16 protein-coding genes and 1 tRNA gene are annotated in these 18427 nt (G+C 66.4%); 1 reads left to right on the top strand and 16 read right to left on the bottom strand.

The features are described from left to right. Positions 1 to 217: 217 nt before the first annotated feature. From ROZ00_12570 to ROZ00_12555, 4 genes are all read right to left on the bottom strand, one after another. Complete coding sequence (locus tag ROZ00_12570; protein MDT3737052.1) at positions 218 to 541, bottom strand: c-type cytochrome; 324 nt, start codon at positions 539 to 541, stop codon at positions 218 to 220. 278 nt (positions 542 to 819) lie between these two features. Next, a complete protein-coding gene (locus tag ROZ00_12565) occupies positions 820 to 1773 on the bottom strand; it encodes a helix-turn-helix domain-containing protein (GenBank protein ID MDT3737051.1) in 954 nt (317 codons plus the stop codon). A 187-nt stretch (positions 1774 to 1960) separates the two neighbouring features. Continuing rightward, complete coding sequence (locus ROZ00_12560) at positions 1961 to 2854, bottom strand: U32 family peptidase (protein ID MDT3737050.1); 894 nt, start codon at positions 2852 to 2854, stop codon at positions 1961 to 1963. Continuing rightward, a complete protein-coding gene (locus ROZ00_12555) occupies positions 2851 to 3864 on the bottom strand; it encodes a peptidase U32 family protein (protein MDT3737049.1) in 1014 nt (337 codons plus the stop codon). The genes ROZ00_12560 and ROZ00_12555 overlap by 4 nt, the downstream gene beginning before the upstream one ends. A 199-nt stretch (positions 3865 to 4063) precedes the next feature. Between ROZ00_12555 and ROZ00_12550 the strand changes: the two genes are divergently transcribed. Continuing rightward, the gene (locus tag ROZ00_12550; protein ID MDT3737048.1) at positions 4064 to 5728 is read left to right on the top strand and encodes a methyl-accepting chemotaxis protein; all 1665 of its coding nucleotides are present in this window, start codon (positions 4064 to 4066) and stop codon (positions 5726 to 5728) included. Positions 5729 to 5808: 80 nt separating this feature from the next. Here ROZ00_12550 and ROZ00_12545 read toward each other — a convergent pair whose 3' ends face one another. The 12 genes from ROZ00_12545 to ybgF form a co-directional block, all read right to left on the bottom strand. Then, positions 5809 to 7713 carry a propionate--CoA ligase gene (locus tag ROZ00_12545; protein ID MDT3737047.1) on the bottom strand — a complete coding sequence of 635 codons (1905 nt, stop codon included), beginning with the start codon at positions 7711 to 7713 and terminating at the stop codon, positions 5809 to 5811. Positions 7714 to 7860: 147 nt separating this feature from the next. After that, positions 7861 to 9075, bottom strand: coding sequence for an HD-GYP domain-containing protein (locus ROZ00_12540; protein MDT3737046.1), 1215 nt, complete (start codon positions 9073 to 9075; stop codon positions 7861 to 7863). Positions 9076 to 9123: 48 nt separating this feature from the next. Then, the gene (locus ROZ00_12535; protein MDT3737045.1) at positions 9124 to 10746 is read right to left on the bottom strand and encodes an NAD(P)-binding protein; all 1623 of its coding nucleotides are present in this window, start codon (positions 10744 to 10746) and stop codon (positions 9124 to 9126) included. Beyond that, positions 10739 to 11743: a thiamine pyrophosphate-dependent enzyme gene (locus tag ROZ00_12530; protein MDT3737044.1), complete on the bottom strand. Its 1005-nt coding sequence runs from the start codon at positions 11741 to 11743 to the stop codon at positions 10739 to 10741. The genes ROZ00_12535 and ROZ00_12530 overlap by 8 nt, the downstream gene beginning before the upstream one ends. Before the next feature lie 10 nt (positions 11744 to 11753). Continuing rightward, complete coding sequence (porA, locus tag ROZ00_12525) at positions 11754 to 13016, bottom strand: pyruvate ferredoxin oxidoreductase (GenBank protein ID MDT3737043.1); 1263 nt, start codon at positions 13014 to 13016, stop codon at positions 11754 to 11756. Then, positions 12985 to 13569, bottom strand: coding sequence for a 2-oxoacid:acceptor oxidoreductase family protein (locus ROZ00_12520; protein ID MDT3737042.1), 585 nt, complete (start codon positions 13567 to 13569; stop codon positions 12985 to 12987). Before ROZ00_12520 ends, porA begins: the two co-directional genes overlap by 32 nt. 84 nt (positions 13570 to 13653) lie before the next feature. Beyond that, complete coding sequence (locus ROZ00_12515; protein MDT3737041.1) at positions 13654 to 14790, bottom strand: HPP family protein; 1137 nt, start codon at positions 14788 to 14790, stop codon at positions 13654 to 13656. A gap of 136 nt (positions 14791 to 14926) precedes the next feature. Next, positions 14927 to 15002: transfer RNA gene (locus tag ROZ00_12510), tRNA-Lys, on the bottom strand. 57 nt (positions 15003 to 15059) lie between these two features. Continuing rightward, complete coding sequence (locus ROZ00_12505; GenBank protein MDT3737040.1) at positions 15060 to 16169, bottom strand: YeeE/YedE family protein; 1110 nt, start codon at positions 16167 to 16169, stop codon at positions 15060 to 15062. A gap of 117 nt (positions 16170 to 16286) precedes the next feature. Then, positions 16287 to 16976, bottom strand: a complete 690-nt coding sequence (gene queC / locus ROZ00_12500) for a 7-cyano-7-deazaguanine synthase QueC (protein MDT3737039.1) — start codon at positions 16974 to 16976, stop codon at positions 16287 to 16289. A 4-nt stretch (positions 16977 to 16980) separates the two neighbouring features. After that, complete coding sequence (gene queE / locus ROZ00_12495) at positions 16981 to 17634, bottom strand: 7-carboxy-7-deazaguanine synthase QueE (GenBank protein MDT3737038.1); 654 nt, start codon at positions 17632 to 17634, stop codon at positions 16981 to 16983. 53 nt (positions 17635 to 17687) lie between these two features. Continuing rightward, entirely contained in the window at positions 17688 to 18425 is a 738-nt protein-coding gene (ybgF, locus tag ROZ00_12490) for a tol-pal system protein YbgF (GenBank protein ID MDT3737037.1), read from the bottom strand. Positions 18426 to 18427: the final 2 nt, after the last annotated feature.

Raw genomic sequence — 18427 nt, 5'->3', positions numbered from 1 at the left:
TCCTTCGTGCAACCCGTCCCCTTGACCGGGGCGGATCAATATCTGATTGTTCGTTTTTCTCTCTGGAAGCTGGATCCGGCGCTTGGTCGTGGGCGGATCTGGCGGGCACGTTCCCGTGACGGACGCGCCTCTATTTATTGCTGCGTATCATCCGGCGGAGCCAGGCCGGAGCGATGCTGCCTGGGGCGGCCTCGGGGTCGCCCCAGGCGTTCTGCGTTCAGAGCGACAGGATCCAGCGCAGCGTGTTGCGGATATCCGCTTCACTGCCCTTGATGGCCTTGTGCTCTTCCTTCTTGCCGTCGATCTCGACCATCGGGCTGGTCGTCACGTGCTTGAACAGCTTTTCCTCGGCGTCGGCCTTGCCCTTGTGTTTTTCGGCCACCTTCTTGTAGGCGGGGCCGTCCTTCTTCTTGTCCATGGCGTGGCACTTGAAGCAGTCGTTCTTTTTCAGCATTGCCTTGGCGGCGTCGGCATCCACATCGGCGGCAAGCACCGGGGTGGACAGAAGGGCTACCGAGAAAATCAGGCTCAGTTTTTTCATGGGCTTGGATTCCATTCGTCGTGGTAATTTGGCTTTGCCGCAAGCAGCAAGCCCAAAACATCGCTTTATGGGCAGACAGTGGTTCTTGATGGGCGAAGATTAACTGCCGCCAGATGCGACGTCTTGTCGCGGAGTGCACGGGGCTTTGTCTGAAAATGCTCGCAACCTAAATGAAATGGCGCAAATTTTCAGGGTGCTGACGGCGGGAAGGCAGCCGGCGTCGGGGCGCTTGCGTCGGTCAGGCCGTCAGGCGCAAGGCATGTCCTGCGGAGGGAGTGCTACTGCTCGGCAGGGCGGGTGTCGGAGGGCCGGACTTCCCGTGGAGACAGGCCGAACTGCTTGCGGAAGCTGCGGGTGAAATGGGCGTGGTCGCTGAAGCCCCAGGCGTAGGCGACGTTGGAAACGGACTGGCGCGGATTTCCCTTGAGTTGGGCGTAGGCGCGCTCCAAGCGCTCCTTCATGATCCAGCGCATGAGCGGCTGTGGCTCGTCCTCGAAGAGGCGGTGCACGTAGCGAGGCGACAAGCCGACGCCGGCGGCAATGTAATCCACGTCGAGCGACGGCAGGTGCAGGTGGGCCAGGGCAAAACGTTTGACGCGTCCCAGATGGTAGGCCCTGAGGCCAAGGGACATGCCGGCTTCGCCGCCCTTCAGGGTTTGCAGGGTGGCGCGGACCAGGCCGATGGTGAAGGAAGTCAGTTCGTTGGCGCCGGGCTGGACGAGCACCTCGGAGTGGCCGGCGAGGGAACGCAGGTGGTCGGCGAGCACCGCCGCGGTCCCCGAATCCGTGGGAATGGCCGCTCCGGCAAGGCGCGACCAGTCCTTGAATTCGGATTCGAGCGACGCTTCGGGCAGCACGGCACAAATCTGCCGGTAATCGTCGTGGAAGTGCAGGTCGTTCGATTTGCTGACCCGGTGCAGGGTCATGTCCCCCGGCTTGAGCAGGGCCTCGCGCCCTTCCGCGCGGACGGTGCAGTGGCCTTCGATCTGGAGATGGACGACGACCTTGGCGTTGCCGTCGCTGTCGCTGCGACGTTCTGCACGATGTGCGCTGCCCTGTCCCTTGAACAAGACCAGCGGTTCGGCGTACTCGAGGGACAGCTCCATGTTGAACGGCGCCTGCCGGTCGGGCTCGATCCGGTACTGGGCGCCGAACAGCTCGGTGGCGCGCTCGTGCCACCATTCCACGCGCTCGTCGGGCGCGATCGATTCCGTCGTCAGCAACGCCGCCATTGCCGATCCTTCCTCCAAGGAAAAGATTTGCTACACCTACCCGTGTGGCCCTATCCGCTTGTCGCCCCGCTTACGCGGGAACTTTCTCTATGTGCGCCGTTCGCTGACCTGATACGGATAATTATGGAGCGCGGGAGATTCTGTCAAGGAATTTCCGGCGTTGCTGTATGCCGGAATGATTTAAGCTTCAAGCGGCGATCAGGTCGAGACCGGGTTTGCCGTACCAGAAGCCGTTGCAGGGCGCCGCCACTTCCAGCGCGGCCATGCGGCTGCGCGCCGCCGGCACGTCGAGCGTGCCGGTGAGGCGGGCGCGGAAGATGTCGATCAGCTCGGCGGTGTGGCTCGACTGCGGGCTGATGCGCAGCACATCGACGCCCAGCTCACGCAGGGCGCCTACTTCGCCGATCAGGCTGTACACCTTCGATGACTGCGTCTGGATGCCGTTCAGCGTGAGGAACTCTTCGCCCTCGCGCGTCTTGATGAGCAGGCCGTCGGGGAACTCCAGGCACTTGAACTGGCAGTCGTCCTTCTGCAGGTTGAAGTGGCGGGCGGTGAAGCAGCGTGCCGAGAAGGCCAGCGGCAGGCGGCCGTAGGCGAACACCTCGGTTTCCAGGCCGGCGGGACGGTTCGCCTGCAGGTCGCGCAGGGCCTCGGCCGACATTTCCACCGGCATCACCCAGCGCGTGGCGCCCAGTTTCGCCATCAGGCCCAGCGTGGCGCTGTTGAAGATATTGAGGAAGGGGCCGGCGACGAAGGGTCGCTTTTCGGCCGACAGCAGGCGCACGGCGCCCATGTCGTTGGCTTCGGTGAGGTAGCCGGTTTCGTCGATGACGCGGCGCAGGGTCTTCAGGTCGGACTCGGACTCGATCAGCGTCTGCGTGCCGAGGACGGCCTGCTTGCCGGCGGCGACGAGTTTTTTCGCGATGTCGGCCCAGTCCTGCACGCGCAGTTCGTGGCGGCGGGCGCAGACTGTCTCGCCGAGGTAGACGATGTCGACCGGAGCGCTCGCGATGGCCTCGTAGAAATCGAAGACCTGCTGGCGCGGCCAGTAGTACAGCAGGGGGCCGAGAGCTAGTTTCATTTCCAGGGCCGGTAGTAGGCGCCCAAGGTGTGCATGTTGCCTTCAGAGACCTTGTTCAACTCCGCCATCCAGGCGTCCCGCACGGCGTAGCCCTGGCGGTTGCGCAGCGCCGAGTCGATCGCCTCGCGCCACACTTTCGTCACCTGCGCGACGTAAGCGGGGCTGCGCTGGCGGCCCTCGATCTTGACGGCCTTGACGCCGATCTCCATCAGCTTCGGCAGCAGCTCGATGGTGTTGAGGCTGGTCGGCTCCTCGATGGCGTAGTAGGTCTCGTCGTTTACCTCGAAGCGGCCCTTGCACAGCGTCGGGTAGCCTGTCTTCTCGCCCTCGGCGAAGCGGTCGATGAGCACGCCGTTGAGGCGCGTCTCCATGCCGCGCTCGGTCTGCTCGTAGCGCACCGCCTTGCCCGGCGAGCAGACGCCGACGGTGTTGGGCGAGTCGCCGGTGACGTAGGCGGACAGCGCGCAGCGGCCTTCCACCATGACGCAGAGGCCGCCGAAGCCGAACACCTCGATCTCGACGGGCGTGCTCTTCACCACATGCTCGACCTGGGCCATCGCCAGCACGCGCGGCAGCACGGCGCGCTGGATGCCGAACTGCTCGTGATAGAAATTGATCGCCTCGTAGCTGGTGGCCGATCCCTGCACGGAGAGGTGCAGGCGCAATTGCGGATGCTTCGTCTTCGCGTATTCCATCAGGCCGGGGTCGGCGAGGATGATGGCGTCGACGCCGAAGTCGGCGGCCTTGTCGACGGCGGCGGTCCAGCGGGACCAGGTGGCGGTCTGCGGGTAGGTGTTCAACGCCAGCAGCACCTTGGCGCGGCGGTCGTGGGCGTAGCGGATGCCCTCGCGCAATTGCGCGTCGTCGAAATTCAGTCCCGTGAAGTTGCGCGCGTTGGTGTTGTCCTTGAGGCCGGTGTAGACGCAGTCGGCGCCGTTGTCCACGGCGGCTTTCAGGGCGGGCAGGGCGCCGGCCGGGCAGACGAGTTCGAAGGGTTTGCCGGTGAGCATGGGGGCGTGCGCTTTCGGAGAGTTGGAAGTCTATGGGCGGCCGGGCCGAACCGGCTTGACGTGGATCAACCCCTGTCGGCAAGTGGACTTGCCCCCTCATTGGACAGGGTTAAAGTCCCGCCGCCTTATGCCGATAAACCATGCTCAAAGGCCGGCACGCGTGTTGCCGATGTAGTTGAAGACAAAAGGAACAACAATCATGTTTGCGCTGATTCGCAGGACGGGCGTGGGTTTCCGGCTGTGGCTGCTGTTGGGCGTGCTGGTCGGTTTCTGGGTCATCGGGTTTACCCTGGGCATGTACGGCATGGCCCGCATCGAGGACAGCCTGAAGACGGTATTCGAGGATGACACGGCGCCTGCGGCCGATCTGGCACGGATTCTGGAACTGCGCAGCGACAACGCGGCACAACTGCTGCTCGCCTTCCAGCACAATCCGGCCCATGGCTATGCCAAGCTGCACGACCATCCGGTGAGCGAGCACCTCGATCGCATTGACGCGAACGTGCAGGAGATCGATCGCCTGTGGAAGAAGTTCGTGTCCCACGGCCTGGATGGCGAGGAGAAGCAGCTGGCGGACGAATTCGAACGGTCGCGCGCGGAATTTGTCGGCGGCGCCCTGCTGCCTGCAGCGAAGGCGGTGCGGGGCGGGGACTATTCGGATGCGAACATCGCGAGCTTCCTGAAAGCGGCGCGGGGGCCGGGCAAGGAGATGCTGGACAAGCTGCGAGCCCTGTTTGATCAGCAGGTAAAAATGGCCGGGGAGGAATATGCCGACGCACGCTCTTCGCAGGCGCTGGTGCGCAACCTTGCCCTGGTCGGCATGGCCTGCGCACTGGGCATCGGCTTGTTCCTCGCCTTCATCATCGTCCGTTCCGTCGCCCTGCCGCTGGCCGAACTGCGCAAGACCATGCTGGAGATCGCCGACCAGGGAGACCTGACGCGGCGCGCCGGAACCGACGGCAACGACGAGGTCGCCCAGACGGCGACCGGCTTCAACACCCTGGTGGAGTCGCTGCAGCGCGCGGTCAACAATGTGCGCGGCAGCGCCGAGCAGCTGACGACCGCCGCGACGCACCTGGTGACGAACTCGGACGAGGTGGCGCGTGCCTCCGCCGAGCAGAGCGACACCGCCTCCGGCATGGCCGCCTCGGTCGAGCAGATGACGGTCAGCATCACGCACATCTCGGACGGCGCCAAGGACGCCAACGCCATCTCGCAGAAGGCGGGCGACGATGCGCGCCAGGGCGGCGAAGTGATCGGCCAGGCGGCCGGCGAGATGGAGCAGCTGGCCCTGACGGTGAACAAGGCGGCGCGGACCATCGAGCAGCTCGGCGTGCAATCCGACCAGATCTCGGCCATCGTCCAGGTCATCAAGGATGTCGCCGATCAGACCAACCTGCTGGCGCTGAATGCCGCCATCGAGGCGGCGCGCGCCGGCGAGCAGGGACGCGGCTTCGCCGTGGTGGCCGACGAAGTGCGCAAGCTGGCCGAGCGCACCGGTTCCAGCGCCGGCGAGATCACGCGCATGGTCGAGGCGATCCAGAACAACGCCCGCCAGGCCGTCGCCGAAATGGAGACCTCGGTGGAGCGCGTGAACGAGGGCGCGCGCCTGTCGCAGGAAGCCGGTCAGTCGGTGACCCAGATCAAGGAGGGCGCCGCCCACGTCGTCGCGGTGGTCAATGATATTTCCAGCGCCCTCGTCGAGCAGAGTTCGGCCGCCACCGACATCGCCCAGCGCGTCGAGCGCATCGCCCAGATGTCGGAGACGAACAGCTCGGCCGCCAGCGAGGCGGCGGGCGAAGCCCGCAAGGTCGAGGAACTGGCGGTCGGCCTGCGCAACTCGGTGTCGCGCTTCCGCTGCTGAGCCGGCAGCCGCCCGATGAAAAAAGGCCCGGCAACCGCCGGGCCTTTTTATTGAAAAGTCAGTCCCTGCGGGACGGCGATTTATTTGCCCGCGACCGCGTCCTTCACCATCTGGATGCCGACCGGATCGTCCAGCGTGGTCAGGTCGCCGGGGTCGCGGCCCTCGGCGATGGCCTGGATCGAGCGGCGCAGCACCTTGCCGGAGCGCGTCTTCGGCAGCTGGTTGATGAAGTGCACGTTCTTCGGCCGGGCGATGGGGCCGAGCAGGCCGTCCACCGTGCCCATGACTTCCTTCTCCAGGGCGGCGCGCAGTTCCGGCGTGGCGATCTTCGCCGGGTCCTTGACGACGGCGAAGGCCATCGGCATCTGGCCCTTGAGCGGGTCGGCGACGCCGACCACGGCGACTTCGGCGACGGCGGCATGGGCGCTGATGGCCTCCTCGATCTCGCGCGTGCCGAGGCGGTGGCCGGCGACGTTGATGACGTCGTCGGTGCGGCCGAGGATGAAGTAGTAGCCGTCCTTGTCGCGGATGCCCCAGTCGAAGGTGGTGTAGATCTGCTTGCCGGGGAAGGAGGTGAAATACGTCTGCACGAAGCGCTCGTCCTGGCCCCACACCGTCGTCATGCAGCCGGGCGGCAGCGGCGGGATGACGGCGACGACGCCCTTCTCGTCGGCGCCGACCTCCTGGCCGGTGGCCTCGTGCAGCAGGCGCACGTCGTAGCCGTAGGCCGGGAAGGAGGGGCTGCCGAACTTGGTCGGATGCGCCTCGATGCCGGGCAGGCCGGTGAGCAGGGCCCAGCCGGTCTCGGTCTGCCAGTAATGGTCGTAGATGGGTTTGCCGAGCGCCTCGGCGATCCACTTCGCCGTCGGCTCGTCGAGCGGTTCGCCGGCGAGGAAGAGGTGGCGCAGCGACGAGAGGTCGTACTTCTTGAGGAAGGCCGGGTCCTGCTTCTTCAGCACGCGGATGGCGGTCGGCGCCGAGAACATCACCGTGACCTTGTGGTCCTGCACGATCTTCCACCAGATGCCGGCGTCGGGACGGATCGGCGTGCCCTCGTACACCACCGTGGCCATGCCGTTGATGAGCGGGCCGTAGACGATGTAGCTGTGACCGACCACCCAGCCGATGTCGGAGGTGGCGAAGTAGGTCTCGCCCGGGTTGGCCTGGTACACATGGCGCATCGAGGCGGCCAGCGCCACGGCGTAGCCGCCGGTGTCGCGCTGCACGCCCTTCGGCTTGCCGGTGGTGCCGGAGGTGTACAGGATGTAGGACGGATGCGAGGACTCGACGAAGGTGCACGGCACCTGCGCGTTCATGTGCTGCGCGCGCAGCTCGGCGTAATCGAGGTCGCGTCCGGCGACGCGCGGCATCTCCTTGTCGAGGCCGCGGTTGACGATCAGCACCTTCAGCGGCGGCGTCGCCGCCAGGCGCAGCGACTCGTCGACCAGGTGCTTGTAGGGCACCGCCTTGCCGCCGCGCATGCCGGCGTCGGCCGTGACCATCACCTTCGGCTGGGCGTCGTCGATGCGGGTGGCGAGCGAGTTGGCGGCGAAGCCGCCGAACACCACGGAATGGATGGCGCCGATGCGCACGGTGGCGAGCATGGCGAAGATCGCCTCGGCGATCATCGGCATGTAGATCAGCACGCGGTCGCCCTTGCCGACGCCGAGGCTCTGCAGGACGGCGGCCATGCGCTGCACCTCGGCGTGCAGTTCGGCGTAGGTGTAGGTTTTCTCCTCGCCGGTCTCGGTCGAGAGGTAGATCAGCGCCGGCTGGCCGGCGCGGTCCTTCAGGTGCCGGTCGACGGCGTTGTGGCAGAGGTTGGTCTCGCCGCCGACGAACCACTTGGCGAAAGGCGGCTTGCCATAATCCAGCACCTGGCCGAACGGCTTGTGCCAGTCGATCAGCCTGGCCTGCTCGCTCCAGAAGGCGTCGCGGTCCTCGATCGAGCGGCGGTGAAATTCCTGGTATTTCGTCCCCATCATCCCCTCCTTCTAGCAACTGGCTGCCAACGGCCGCTTATGCGCGGAAAAGCGTCAATTATAGGGGGACTGCCGCATGGAAGAATGCCGTTTAAGCGACACAGACCGGGATGCGAGGGTGAAACGGGTCTTATAGAGGAGTCGGCGGGTTCAGAGGAATCTCATCGGATCGATCTGCCACTTTTCCGGCAGCTCATGGCCGGTGATGCGGTCGGCGCCGCCCCGGCCCATCGGTTTCGACAGGTCTACGTCCTCGGGCTTCAGGTAGTAGTTGCGCCTGGCGTCGAACACGACCCGCACCAGCGGCTGCAGCATGCTTGCTTCGCGCTGCTCGACCACCACCGCCAGCCGTTCGCTTTCCAGGCGGACCAGGACGCCCACCGGGTAGATGCCGACCGCCTTGGCGAAGGCGTGCACCAGCTCCGGGTTGAAATGGAACTTGCTCCATTCGAACAGCTTGCGCAGGGCCTCGGTGGGGGCCATGCCCTTGTGGTACACCCGATCCGAGGTGATGGCATCGTAGACGTCGATGATTGAAGCCATCTGGCCGATGCGCGAGATCTCGTCGCCCTTGAGCCGGTTCGGGTAGCCGCTGCCGTCGTAGCGCTCGTGGTGCTGCGCCGCCACCTGCAGCGCCGTCTGCGAGATGTTCGGCGTGATCTCGAGGATTTCCCGGCTCGCCACGACATGGTGGCGCATGACGACGAACTCCTCGTCGGTGAGCTTGCCCGGCTTGTTGAGGATGCCGTCGGGCGTCCGCATCTTGCCGACGTCGTGCACCATGCCGCCGATGCCGGCCTGGTGCAGCGTCTCCTCGTCGAGGCCAAGCCCGCGGCAGAAAGCGATCAGCAGGGCGGCGACGCCGACGGAGTGCTGGAAGGTGTATTCGTCCTTGTTCTTGATGCGCGTGAGGGAAAGCAGCGCACCGCTGTTGCGCAGGATGGAGCTGGCCATCTTGTCCACCAGCGGCGCCATCTGCTCGACGTGCACCTGCCTGCCCAGGCGCACGTCGTGCATGACGCTGCGCATGATGAGGTTCGCCTCCGAGTGCACCTTGTGGGCGCGGCCCAGTTCCTCGCGGGTGGAGGCGCGCGGTGTCGCCGCCGATTCTTCGGCGATCTGCTGCAGCTTGCCGTCGAGTTCGCCGCGCACGTCGGCCGTCGTCGGCGCATCGGAAACGTCCGGTCCGAGGCCGGTGTCGATATACACCTCGCGGATGCCGGCCTCGACGATTTTCCGGAGGTCCTTGCCCGACTCCAGCTTGAAGCGGGTGGTGAGGAAAGGATGGTCCATCCAGCCGCAGTTGAGGTCGTGGATGAACATGCCCGGCTCGAGGCGGGCGACGGCAATTTTCTTGATGGGCATGGTTAACCGCTTGTGTCTCAAGCGGTTAACGGCTTGCCCGGAGGAAGCTTAAATGGTTTCCGGTTCGGTCCGGATGGCTCCGCAGGGGCACTCGGCGACGCAGATGCCGCAGCCCTTGCAGTAGTCGTAGTTGAAGCGGAAGCGCTTGCCCGGGCCGAGCTTGATGACGGCGTTGTCGGGGCAGACGCCGTAGCAGTTGTCGCATTCGAAGCAGTTGCCGCAGGAGAGACACCTTCTGGCCTCGAACAGGGCGTTGCCCTCGTCGAGCCCGCCCAGCACCTCCTCGAAGGTGCCCTGGCGGCGGATGATGTCCAGCACCGGCTGCACGGTCTTCGGCGCGTCCGCGTAGTACCAGGTGTTGAGCTTATCGAAGGTGGCGACCTCGTGCCTGGGCGGCGGAGCATAGGTTTCACCGCGCAGCCAGGCGTCGATGTTGCGAGCCGCCTTCTTGCCGTGGCCGATGGCCACCGTCACGGTGCGATCGCCCGGCACCATGTCGCCGCCGGCAAAAATCCCTGCATGGCCGGTCATCATGCCGGCGTCGACCACGACCGAACCGCTGTCGAAAGTCAGTCCCGGTACCACGGCGAGGAGCCCCAGGTCGACGTCCTGCCCCAGCGCCAGCACCAGCGAATCGGCCTCGATGGTCTCGAATTCGCCGGTCGGCTGCGGAAAGCCGTTCTCGTCGAGCGCCATCTTCTCCACGGTGAAACTGGCTTCGCCGGCTTCCTTGATGGTGGACAGCCACTTCATCATGACGCCTTCGTCGAGCGCTTCCTGCACCTCGAAATCATGTGCCGGCATTTTCTCGCGTGTGCGGCGGTAGACGATTATGGCCTCCTCGGCGCCCATGCGCTTGGCCGTGCGTGCCACGTCGATGGCGGTGTTGCCGCCGCCATAGACCACCACGCGGCGGCCGAGCAGCGGCTTCTCTTCGCCTTCCATGCCGCGCAGCACCGAGACCGCATCGAGGATCTTGTCGGCATCGCCGGCCGGGATGTAGGCGCGCTTGGCGAGGTGTGCGCCGACGGCGAGGAAGCAGGCATCGAAGCCCCCCGTTTCCATCGTCGCCAGCAGGTCGTCGACCTTGCTGTTCAGCTTCAGCTCGATGCCCAGGTCGAGGATGCGCTGGACTTCGGCGTCGAGCACCTTGCGCGGCAGCCGGTACTTGGGGATGCCGAAGCGCATCATGCCGCCGCTTTGCGCGTTGGCTTCGAAGATCGTCACGGCGTGTCCGGCGAGACGCAGGTGCCAGGCGGCGGCAAGTCCGGCCGGGCCGGCGCCGACCACCAGCACGCGCTTGCCGGTGTCGGGGCCGGGCGCGACGGTCCAGCCGCGCTTCAGCGCCTCGTCGCCGAGGAAGCGCTCGACGGCGTGGATGCTCACCGACTCGTCGAGCTGGCCGCGGTTGCAGGCGGTCTCGCAGGGGTGGTAGCAGACGCGGCCCATGACCGCCGGCATCGGGTTGTTCTTCACCAGCTCGCGCCAGGCCGCCTCGTAGTCGCCCGACTCGGCATGGAACAGCCAGCCCTGGATGTTCTCGCCGGCCGGACAGGCGTGGTTGCAGGGCGGCAGGCGGTCGACATACACCGGCCGCACGGTGCGCCAGGAGCCGGTGCGGTTGGCGAGCGAGGAGCCGGGATCGAGGGTGATGGCGAAGGGTTTATCCATGGCGGCGTTCATCCACCAAGCGATATTTGCGGATGTTGCGATCGGCCATGGCCTGGATGCGGGCGATGGTGTCGACAGCCTCGGTCTTGCCGAAGAGGTGGGCGAAGCGCTTCTGCGGCTTCAGGTATTCCTCCACCGGCACACGGCGGCGGATCGGCGTCGAGTGGGTGACTTCGCCGTGCTCGGCCTCGAAGAGCGGGAAGAGGCCGGTCTCCACGGCGAGCCGCGCCAGCCTGATGGTGTCGTGGGGCGCGGCGCCCCAGCCGAGCGGGCAGGGCACCAGGATGTGGATGTAGCGCGCACCCCGCGCCGTCATGGCGCGACTGACTTTCTCCTCGAGGTCGCGCAGGTAGGCGACCGAGGCGGTGGCGACGTAGGGAATGCCGTGCGCCATGGCGATCTCCGGCACGTTCTTGCCCTGGCCGAAGGCATTGCCCGGCGCGGCGCCGACCGCCATGGTGGTGGCGGTGCGCGCCGCCGGCGGCGTCGCCGAGGAGCGCTGCACGCCGGTGTTCATGTAGGCCTGGTTGTCGTAGCAGATGTAGAGCACGTCGTCGTTGCGCTCGAACATGCCGGAGAGGCAGCCGAAGCCGATGTCGGTGGTGCCGCCGTCGCCGCCCTGGGCGATGACGCGCACCTCCTTGCGGCCCTTGACCTTCATCGCCGCCGCCACGCCGGTGGCCACCGCCGCGGCATTGCCGAAGAGCGAATGGATCCAGGGGATCTGCCAGGAGGTTTCCGGGTAGGGCGTGGAGAACACCTCGAGGCAGCCGGTGGCGTTGCAGGCGATGACCTGGTTGTCCGCCGCGCGCATCGCCGCGTCGATGGCGTAGCGCGCGCCGAGCGCCTCGCCGCAGCCCTGGCAGGCGCGGTGGCCGGAGTTGAGCGAGTTGGTGCGCGCCATGTTGGCCTGCACGCTGCGCTGATCGGCGTCTAGCAGGCGGTTGCCGACGGTGAAGGTGCCGGTCTGGTAGAACTTGATCTGCTGCATTTCCATCGTGTTCTCCTCAGCGTATGCCCAGGTCGCGCAGGATGTTTTCCGCGGAAGGGCCGGAACGCCGCTGCGCCTTTTCGCGTGCCAGCTCGCGGTCGATGGCGGCCTGGTTGAGATCGAGGAAGGTGAGCGGTTCCAGCTCGTCGCGCAGCGCGCGCTCGAACAGGCTGCGCAGGCTGGCCTTGGTGATGGCGCGCCCGCCCAGCCCCGCCACCACCGTGTAGGCGTGCAGCGAGATGCCGGACAGCGCCATGCGCAGGTTGTGCGAGACGATGCCGCCGATGCCTACCGCCAGCGACTTCTCGATCACCACCAGGCGCTTGGCGTGCGAGAGCAGCTCGTGCAGCTCGTCGCTCGGGAAGGGGCGGAAGGAGACGATGGCGGCGGCGCCGATGGCGTAGCCTTCGTCGCGCAGCTCGTCGATGACGTCCTTGATGGTGCCGTTCACCGAGCCGAGGGCGACGACGATGGTCTTGGCGTCCTCGGCGCGGTAGGTGCGGATGAGGCCGCCGGAGTCACGGCCGAACACTTCCTTGAATTCCTGCGAGAGCCGCGGGATCAGCTCGAGGGCGCGCATCTGCTTGTGGTGGGCGAGGTAGCGCACCTCCATGAAGGCCTCCGGGCCGACCATGGCGCCGATCGAGACGGGTTCGCGCGTGTCGAGCACCTGGCGCGGCTCGAAGGGCGGCAGGTAGGCGTCGACCTGTTCCTGCGCCGGCACGTCGATGCGCTCGTAGGCGTGGGTCAGGATGAAGCCGTCGACGCACACCATGACCGGCATCGACAGCTCCTCGGCGAGGCGGAAGGCCTGGATGTGCAGGTCCGCCGCCTCCTGGTTGGTCTCGGCGTAGAGCTGGATCCAGCCGGCGTCGCGCATCGACATGGAATCGGTGTGGTCGTTCCAGATGTTGATCGGCGCGCCGATGGCGCGGTTGCCGATGGTCATGACGATGGGCAGGCCCAGCCCCGCCGCGTTGTACACCGCCTCGGCCATGAACAGCAGGCCCTGGCTGGCGGTGGCCGTGTAGGTGCGCGCGCCGGCGGCCGAGGCGCCGATGGCGACGGAGAGCGCGGCGAACTCCGACTCGACGTTGATGAACTCGCAGTTCTTGAGCTCGCCCGATTTCACCATCTCGCCGAGCCCCTCGACGATGTGGGTCTGCGGCGTGATCGGGTAGGCGCAGATCACCTCCGGCCGGCACAGGGCGACCGACTCGGCGATGGCGTGTGAGCCTTCCGTCTGTTTAAGCATGATGGCCGGCCTCTTCGCGTTCATGCATGACGATCTCGTAGGCCTCGCGTGCGGCGGCGACGTTGCCTTCTGCCACTTTGCCTGGAAATTTCTCGCGGATGGCGGCGAATACCGATTCCAGCCGGACCTGGCCGCACACCGCGGCGAAGCCGCCCAGCAGCGCCGCGTTCGGCAGCGGCCGGCCGACGTGTTTCAGCGCCAGCTCGGTGGCCGGCACGGTGCACAGCAGGTCGGGATGGAAGCCCTCGACGAACTCGCCGATGCCCAGTTCGGCGAAGCTGCGCGTGGAATTGATGAGGATCAGGCCCTCGGTGGTGACGCCGCTGAAGAGGTCGACCTGATGCAGCAGCGTCGGGTCCTGGATGATCAGCGCGTCGGGCGACATGACCGGCTCGCGCAGGCGGATCTCGCGGTCGGCAATGCGGCAGAAGGCCATCACCGGCGCGCCCATGCGCTCCGAGCCGAAGCTGGGGAAGGCCTGCGCGTGCTTGCCCTCGAGGAAGGCGGCGACCGAGAGCATTTCCGCGGCGGAAACGACGCCCTGCCCGCCGCGGCCGTGGATGCGCACCTGGAACATGTTGCCTCCTTGCCCGGAAGATACTGCGATTATGGGCGGGGAGCGCCCGAGGGGCAATTGCGGTTGACCGCCAGGCCCGGGATGTCAGGCGGCCTGCCGGGTGCGCAACGGGTCGCCGAAGAGGTTGAGGAGGTCGAGTCGGGTGATGATGCCGGCCAGGCGGCCGTCGGCATCGGTGACCGGGACATGGTTGATGCCGTGCGTGGCGAAAGTGCCGAAAAGCTCGGCGACGTGCGTCTCCTCGCCCAGCGAGATGACCGGCGCGGTCATGATGTCGGCGGCCGCGGCCGGATTCTTCCGCGCCGAGGCCAGCAGGCAGCGCAGGCGGCCGCGGCGGTTCCAGTCCCAGTCGGTGTTCTTGAGGAAGTCCGAGATGGCCACCATGCCGACGACGCGGCGCCCCTCATCCACCACCGGCACGCCGCGGATGTTGCGCTGGCGCAGGACGCCCCAGACCGCCGGCAACGGCGTCTCCGGCGATACCGAGGTGACGTTGCGGGTCATGATGTCGCGACAGAGGATGGAACCGAGGCTGCGCTTCTGACGGTTGATCGTCGCCAGAAGATAGATCCGCTCGAGGTCTTCCTCCGCCACGTCGATGAAGGCGTCCATGCTCTTCAGCGCGGCGACGATGTCATCGTGTTCCGGCCGCATGTCGCGCCCGGCCGGTGCACCGGCATCGGCCGGGGCCGGTCGCCGCATCGGATAGCGCCGGCCCGGCAGCAGGTTGTTGAGGACCATGGCGATGGCGATCAGCAGGGCGACATTGATGCCGACCACGGAGAAGACATAGCCCCAGCCGAGGGACTGGATGGGCTGGCCGCCGATGACGGCGAACACCGTCGTGGCGCCGGCCGGCGGGTGCAGGCAGCGCAGCCAGTGCATGGCCAACATGGACAGCCCCAGTGCGGCTGCCGCGGCCATGACGGGGTTGGGGATAGCCTGGGCGCAGGCTACGCCGATCGCCGCCGATATCAGGTGCCCGCCCACGACTGCCCAGGGTTGGGAGAGCGGGCTGTGGAAGACGGCGAACAGCAGGACCGCGGAGGAGCCCATGGAGGCGATCACGAACGGGCGGTGTTCCGCATGCGCGAAGAGCTGGCTGACCCAGATGACCAGGCCGATGGCCGCGCAGGCGGCCAGGGCGGAAATGACTTTTTCCCGCCGGCTGATCGGGGCTTGTTCGGGAAACAGGAATGAAGCAAGGGGGTCGAACCGCATCACATTTTCCGGGCTTGGCGGGCTGCACATCCTAGCGGGAGGCTTCTGCCGGGAAAATAACCTGAAGGGAGTACCCCGATCTCCTGCAGCGGGAAAGGAAAAGGGCCTGAGATTGCTCCCAAGCCCTTGTATTCCTTGGTAGGCCGTGGCGGATTCGAACCGCCGACCAACGGATTAAAAGTCCGCTGCTCTACCAGCTGAGCTAACGACCCCCGAAAGAGCCGCGCATTATAGAAGCCGGTATGCGCGGTGTCAATTTTTCAGGCGCCTCAAGCCTCCCGCATCATGCGCCAGTACTGGAGCTTCATGGTCGCGGCTGCGCCGGCGACGATGGCGATGAAGGTCAGGAAGGAGCCCATGGCCAATGTCGATACGCCGGTGATGGCCTGGCCGACGGTGCAGCCCATCGATAGCACGCCGCCGATGCCCATCAGCACGGCGCCGATGGCATGGTTGAGGAAGTCGCCGCCGGAGACGAACCACTCGAAGCGGAAATTGCCGCTGAGAAGCGCATACAGGAAGGAACCGACGATGACCCCGAGCAGGGCCGTGATGCCGAAGTTGATGTTGGCGAAATCGCCCGGGCTCATCAGGTAGCGGACGCTGTCGCCCATCGGGCTGATGAAGGTGAAGGACTGCACCTCGACGCGGCTCGGCACGGTGTCGGCCATTTCCGCCCATTCCTTCCAGGCCGTGCCCGTCGGGCCGGCGGTCAGGTACCAGCCGATGACCACGGCCAGGCCGATGATCACGCCGGCGAGGATGTTGTCGAAGCTGCCGCGAAACTCCTTCGAGGCGAAGGCGAAGCCGGCCAGGACCAGGCCGAGCACGACCCCGGTGGCGACTTGGGGGGTTATGCCGGCGCCGAAGAATTCGCTGACCGCTTGGCTCTGCATGCCCGACTTGCCGAGGTCGACAGTGGTGGCGGCGATCCAGGAATTGAAGACCTGGGCGTAGAAGTCGGTCCACAGCATGAGATAGGCGCAGACCGAGGCGATGACCAGGACGACGAGCGACTTGAGGTTGCCGCCGCCGATGCGCACCAGAGTCTTGTTGCCGCAGCCGGAGGCCAGCGTCATGCCGATGCCGAACATCAGTCCGCCGAGGAGATAGCGCAGCCAAGCGAAATTCGGCGTGCGGTAGGGCGGGAAGGTGCTGTTGCCGATGCTGGCCAGGCCCATGCCGGCCATGGCGGCCACGCCGAGCATCGCCACGGCCATGGCCAGCAGCCAGGCGCGCAGGCGTCCGGTGTCGCCCATGTTGACCCAGTCGGAGACGGCACCCATGGTGCAGAAGTTGGTCTTGTTCGCCACGGCGCCCATGACGATGGCGATGACGAAGACGGCCGTCAGCACCTGGTTGTGAATCGTGAATTCCATGCTTCCTCCTCGGTGTGCGCCTGACTTTTTCCGGCACAGTCAGCGGATTCTAAAGAAACAGCCGTCGCAGTGGATTAGTCTTGTTTCACTGCATATAACCAGCGTGAATTTCAGCCCTCAAGCAGTCATGTAGCGGGTTGGATCGGGCAACCCGGCCGCCTCGAAGCCGGCACGCCGCAGGCGACAGGAGTCGCACAGGCCGCAGGCCGCCCCCGAAGCATCGGCCTGGTAGCAGGAGACGGTGAGGCCGTAGTCAACGCCGAGGCTGCTGCCGCGGCGGATGATCTCGGCCTTCGACAGGGCCATGAGGGGGGCGTGGATGGAAAGCCGCGCGCCTTCGACGGCTGCCTTGGTCGCGAGGTTGGCCATGGCTTCGAAGGCGGCGATGTATTCGGGGCGGCAGTCCGGGTAGCCCGAGTAGTCGACAGCGTTCACGCCGACGAAGATGTCGCGGGCACCCAGCACTTCGGCCCAGGCCAGCGACAGCGACAGCATGACGGTGTTGCGCGCCGGGACGTAGGTGGCAGGAATGCCCGGCTGGACGCCGTGCATCGGCACGTCGATATTGCGGTCGGTGAGCGCCGAGCCGCCGAATTGGCCGAGATCGACATCGACCACACGGTGTTCGCGTGCGCACAGTGCCGCGGCGATGTTGGCAGCCGCGGCCAGCTCCGCCGCATGGCGCTGGCCGTAGGCCACCGACAGGGCGTGGCAGGCATAGCCCTCGCTGCGGGCGATGGCCAGGGTAGTGGCGGAATCGAGACCGCCGGAGAGCAGCACTACTGCACGCTTTTCCTTGTCCGTCATCCGTTCATCGCCCTCTCTCCGCCCCCCAGATGAGCTTGTGCAGTTGCAATTGCACGCGTACCGGGAGGCGGTCGCGCAACACCCATTCGGCGAGCTGCTTCGGATCGAGTTTCCCCGCCACCGGCGAGAGCAGCACCGGGCAGATCGCCTCCAGATTGCGTTCGCGGATCGTTTGGCGCGCCCATGCGTAGTCCGCCTCGTCGGCCAGCACGATCTTCAGCTCGTCGCGCTCGGTGAGCCGGGCCAGGTTCTCCCAGTGGTTCTTGTCGGCCTCGCCGGAGGCCGGTGCCTTGAGGTCCATGATGCGCGAGACGCGCGGATCGACGGCGGCGATGTCCAGCGCGCCACTGGTTTCCAGGGAGACCGAGTAGCCGGCATCGCACAGCGCGGCGAGCAGGGCCAGGCAGGCCTTCTGCGCCAGCGGTTCGCCGCCGGTGACGCAGACCTGGCGGGCACCGTGCCTGGCCACCTCGATCAGCACGTCGCCGAGCGTCATGGTTTCGCCGCCGCTGAAGGCGTAGTCGGTGTCGCACCAGGTACAGCGCAGCGGACATCCGGTCAGCCGCACGAATACCGTCGGCAGGCCGGCGCGGGTGCTCTCGCCCTGCAGGGAATGGAAAATTTCGCTGACGCGCAGCTTGGCGGAATGGTCGGTCACGCTGCGGGGGCGGGGATCGTGGGAACAATGTCCCGGCCGAACGCGGCTTGCGCCTATCGCCTCTTCGCGAGGCGCTGCTTGGCGACCGTGGCAGCGGCGCTGGCGGGGTACTTGGCGACAAGGGCTTCCAGCGTCTTGCGCGCCCCCCTGGCGTCGCCGGATTCCTGCTGGCAGTTCGCCTGTCCGAGCAGCGCATCCGGTGCCTTGGCGTCGTCCGGCCAGGTGGCAGCCAGCCTTCCGAAGAGCTCCATGGCCTTCTTGTACTCGCCGAGCTGATAGTGCGCGCTGCCGGCCCAGTAGTGCGCCGAGGGCAGGAAGGGACTGGCCGGATAGGCCTTGATGAAGGCGAGGAAAGCAGCCAGCGCGTCCTTGTGCTTGCCGGCCTTGAAGAGATTCAGTGCGGCTTCGTAGTCGCGCGTTTCCGCCGCCGGGTCGGCCGCCGGCCTGGCTTCGGCGGGCTTGCCCTCGGCGCCGGCCTGCGGCTCCAGCTTGCGCAGCCGGTTGTCGAGATCGACGTAGAAGTCCTTCTGCCGCTTCTGCGCCGACTCAATCTCGTAGGTCAGCACTTCGACCTGGCCGCGCAGCTTGGCCACCTCCGCCTTGAGCGCCTCGATCTGGTTGGCCAGTTCGATTTGTCCGCGCGAAGCTGCTTCCAGTTTCTCCATCCTGGCGGAGACTTCCGCGCGCAGCGCCTCGACGCGCTTGCGCGCCTCTTCGTCGTCGAAGAGGGCGCCGCGCGCCGGCAAGGCGGCCACGAGGACCAGCAGGGGCAGCAGGCGTCGGATGCGCATTG

Origin of the sequence: Denitratisoma sp. (assembly GCA_032027165.1) — a bacterium.
Lineage (GTDB): Bacteria > Pseudomonadota > Gammaproteobacteria > Burkholderiales > Rhodocyclaceae > Desulfobacillus.
This window is presented reverse-complemented; position numbering and strand designations above follow the sequence as displayed.